Below are 754 nucleotides of genomic sequence, written 5' to 3'. Positions count from 1 at the left end.
AGAAATTCATAAGGCATTGATAATAAATTCAGGAAAAAATGAGAGAATGAGACTGAATTACCAAAAAATGCCTTCATAATATGAATTACCAAAAAGAAGAAATGGAGAGTAAAAACATAGATCACTTAGGAATAATAGCAGGAATAATAGATGAGATAGGAATAGTAGAAAAAATTAATGGGATATTCCCAATAGATAGTAGATAGAAAGTAAATTATTGAGAAGTAGTTAAAGCAATTATTCTCAATGGACTAGGCTTTGTATCAAGACCACTATATTTATTTCCAGAATTCTTTAAAGACAAAGCCGTAGAACATTTAATAGGAGGAGGGATAAAAGCGGAAGATTTAAATGACGATAAAATAGGTAGAGTCATGGATAAACTTTACAAATATGGCTGAACTAAATTATTCTTAATCATTGCCTTAGAAGTAGTAAAGAAATATGGAATAGACACAAAATATTCCCATTTAGACTCAAGCTCATTACATTTACATGGAAAATATGATAATTGCCTCAATAATCCAGAAAAAGAATTAGGAATAAATCGAGAACATCCAATTATGATTACACAAGGATATTCTCGTGACCATCGCCCCGACTTAAAACAATGTATATTAGATTTAATAGTAAGTAGTGATGGAGATATACCATTATTTTTCAGAGGAGCATCAGGAAACGAATCAGATAAAGCAGTATTCGCTCACATCTTAGTAGAATATTCTAAACAAGTAGATTTTGAAAGTATCATGGT

Annotated in this window: 1 pseudogene; it reads left to right on the top strand. The window is 30.2% G+C overall.

The annotated features are described in order from the left end of the window. Positions 1 to 80: 80 nt before the first annotated feature. Positions 81 to 754: pseudogene (locus FJR09_RS24215) on the top strand (IS1634 family transposase); the annotation flags it as partial.

This window comes from Dolichospermum sp. UHCC 0406 (assembly GCF_009712025.1).
GTDB lineage: Bacteria > Cyanobacteriota > Cyanobacteriia > Cyanobacteriales > Nostocaceae > Dolichospermum > Dolichospermum lemmermannii.
Note: the sequence above shows the minus strand (reverse complement) of the source record. Positions and strands in the feature narration are given on the sequence as shown.